General features: G+C 35.0%; 3 protein-coding genes. All 3 read right to left on the bottom strand.

The window, feature by feature from the left end:
• Positions 1 to 75 precede the first annotated feature (75 nt).
• The 3 genes from F6K54_RS42130 to F6K54_RS42120 all read right to left on the bottom strand — a co-directional run bounded on the left by F6K54_RS42130 (position 76) and on the right by F6K54_RS42120 (position 3,191).
• Positions 76 to 348 (bottom strand): hypothetical protein, encoded by a 273-nt coding sequence (locus F6K54_RS42130; RefSeq protein WP_293090444.1) that lies wholly within the window; start codon positions 346 to 348, stop codon positions 76 to 78.
• Complete coding sequence (locus F6K54_RS42125; protein ID WP_293090443.1) at positions 341 to 595, bottom strand: UPF0175 family protein; 255 nt, start codon at positions 593 to 595, stop codon at positions 341 to 343. Before F6K54_RS42125 ends, F6K54_RS42130 begins: the two co-directional genes overlap by 8 nt.
• 802 nt (positions 596 to 1,397) lie before the next feature.
• Entirely contained in the window at positions 1,398 to 3,191 is a 1,794-nt protein-coding gene (locus F6K54_RS42120) for an ABC transporter ATP-binding protein (RefSeq protein ID WP_375342037.1), read from the bottom strand.
• Between the last annotated feature and the right edge of the window lie 161 nt (positions 3,192 to 3,352).

Genomic DNA, 3,352 nt, shown 5'->3' with positions numbered 1-3,352 from the left:
TCTAATTAGCCCTTTCTTACTTAATTCTTTAGTAAGCATTCAGCTATTAGCAGTCAGCTATCAGCAACAAGACTGCTAATAGCTGACTGCTAATAGCTGAATGCTTACTAAAGAATTAAGTAAGAAAGGGCTAATTGTCAAAGGAGATGATTCCTTTTTCAACCAATTCGCTGATTGAAATTCAGCAACACCAAAACCTGTTTTTCCTCCTCTAATAATTTCTTGACATACTTCAAAAGGAACAAAAACATCCGTATAAAGTGACTGCAATATTTCTAAGTCACCATTACCAGCGATCAAGGCAATTATAGGAGAAGTATTAATTACAATTTTGGCAGGTTTAAGCATTAGCTAAATCCGATAATATTTCACTTTCAGTTAAATCAATCATTGCTACTCCATAGTCATTTAATTTTAATAAAAATGTAACTCTTTCCACTCCCAATAAATTAGCAGCCATTCCTGACGAAATGCGTTTCATTTCATATAATTTGACTGCCATTGCCCATTTTGCCTCTCGTTCAAAAGCTTCAGGGGTTTGACTTATTGCATAAGGAAAATGATCGGGATATTCAATTATTAATTGTGACACCATCGTTTTAATTAACTCCTATATTTTTATCCAATATTCATTCTTTAATCTAGCTTGTAACTTTTCATATCAAATCCGGTTGAATACTTATTATATAGTTGAGAGTGGGGGACCCACCCCTAGCCCCTCCCCCTCCCAGGAGCAGGGCTGTTTCATTCTCAATAGACACGGGGACGCGGAGACACGGAGACACGGGGATGGAGGCTTTTAAGCGGCATTAAACCAAATATCCTCTCAGAGCTTAAAGACGCTTATTGGCGCTCAAAATCGGCAAATTTTGGCAAATTTTACTGTTTAACTATCCCCTCATCTCCCGTTCTCCTTAAATCGTTAATCTACAATACTTTGAAACAGCCCTGCCCTCCCAGGAGGGGAAGAGGGGAATGGGGGAGTAGGGGAGATTAAATAGAATAAAAAATCAAATCAATTATCGTACAAAGATTAACAATTAAATGAATGCAAGTGCGGTCATTTTGCCCACGACGGGTGTACCTCATTAAAGTAGAATCTGCTGTATCTTAAAGAAGAGGTAATAATTAATAATTAATAATTAATAATTAATAATTATTAATTATTAAGTAAGCATTCAGGTCTTGGGGTTGCATTATTCTTGATTTTGTGCATACTCAGTGTTTCAAAACTGAAAACTGTATCTAAGAATACTAAATAGTCTATAAATAAGACTAAAAGGTTTCTGGAAAGTGATAAATTCATAGACATGATTATTTGTCAACCCCAACACCTGAATAGTTACATTATTAATTATTAATTATTAATTATTAATTGTGTTCCCTACTCCCTTTTTTCAATTAATTATTGAACTTAAACCAGATTGTACTCTCCATAAACTAGCATAAATTCCCGCACTTTCTAATAACTCTTCATGGCGACCAAACTCAACTATTTTGCCATATTCCATAACATAAATACAATCGGCATTTCTGATAGTTGAAAGACGGTGAGCAATAGCAATAGTTGTACGATTTTGAGTGATTTTTTCTAAAGATTTTTGAATAGCTGCTTCAGTTTCATTATCCACTGCTGAAGTTGCTTCATCAAGTATCAAAATAGGAGGATTTTTTAACACCGCCCTAGCAATAGCAATTCGTTGTCTTTGACCCCCTGATAATTTCTGTCCTCTTTCACCAACAATAGTATCGTAACCTCGAGGTAATTTATTAATAAAATCATCCGCCTCAGCAATTTTAGCCGCTGCAATAATCTCTGGCAAAGTTGCATCAAAAGAACCATAATTAATATTTTCAGCCACAGTTCCATGAAACAAAAATACATCCTGACTAACTAAACCTATTGCTCGCCGTAAATCTTGTAAATTAATCTGATTTATTTCCATTCCATCGAGAGCAATTCTACCTGATTGTACTTCATAAAACCGCAGTAATAACTTTACTATCGTGCTTTTTCCCGAACCTGTCGAACCGACAATTCCAATAGTTTTACCAGCAGGAATTTTGAGAGAAAGATTTTTCACAACAGGTGAATTTTTCCCATAGGCAAAGGTGACATTTTCTAACTCTAATTCTCCCTTAACTGACTCAACAGGCAAAGCAATATTTCCCGGAGAAATAGTAATCGGAGTATCTAATAAATTCATCACCCGATTAGTAGAAGCCATACTTCGTTGATATAAATCAAGAGTTTGTCCTAAGCGAGTTAAAGGCCATAATAATCGTTGAGTTAAAAATACCATAACACTGTAAGTACCTACAGCCAATCTACCCGCAACTACCTCTAAGCCACCTAATAATAAAGTTGCAGTAAAACCAATAAAAATAATAATTCTAATCAAAGGAACAAAAGCAGCAGAAAAAGCGATCGCTTGTCTATTACTGATTTTATAAGCTTCACTTTCTCGACTAATTCTTCCTACTTCATAAGCTTCTGCTGTGAAACTTTTGATAGTAGTAATTCCTGAAAGATTATTAGATAATTGCCCGCTTAATAAGCTTACCCTTTCTCGAACTTCAGCATAACGAGGCACTAAAAATTTTTGAAACACAATTGAACCCCCAATAATAAAAGGCATTGGTAAAACTGCCCACCAAGCCACACTAGGAGCTAAAACAAAAAAAGCACCGCCAATAATTATGACTGTTACTGACACTTGAATTATTTCATTTGCTCCTACATCCAAGAATCTTTCTAACTGATTAATATCATCATTTAAAATTGCCATTAAACCGCCCGTACTACGTTCTTCAAAATAGGCTAATTCTAAATCTTGTAAATGACTATAAGTTTCAATGCGTAAATCGTGCTGAATATTCTGAGCCAAACTGCGCCAAAGTAGCTCATAAGCATATTGAAAAATTGATTCTAGTCCCCAAACAATTAAACTCAGAAATGTTAAAATTAGAAGCTGTCCAAAAATATCCTGAATTCCCCATTGAGCAATCAGAGAATCTTCTTGTTTCACCACAACATCAACTGCTGCCCCAATTAAAACTGGAGGTGCCAGATCGAAAATTTTATTTAAAATCGAACAGATAGCAGCTTGCCAAATTTGAATACTATAACTACTTCCATAGTTGAGCAAACGTAAAAAAGGATGTTTTGATTGAAATGTTTTTTTTGACAAAGTGAAATCCCTATAATTTAATTTTGTATAAGTAATATCATGTCCGGTAGCATCGGTATTGTATAGCAAGGGTAGGGAACAGGGAACACTTAACTGGGAACAGGGAACAGTCAGGAATACCTAAGAGCAAGAAAAAAACTTAAATTTCCTGTAGATATTCA

It is taken from the genome of Okeania sp. SIO3B5, assembly GCF_010692555.1.
In the GTDB taxonomy this organism is placed as follows: domain Bacteria; phylum Cyanobacteriota; class Cyanobacteriia; order Cyanobacteriales; family Microcoleaceae; genus Okeania.
The sequence above is the reverse complement of the archived record's forward strand: the minus strand, read 5'-3'. Positions and strand labels throughout refer to the sequence as shown.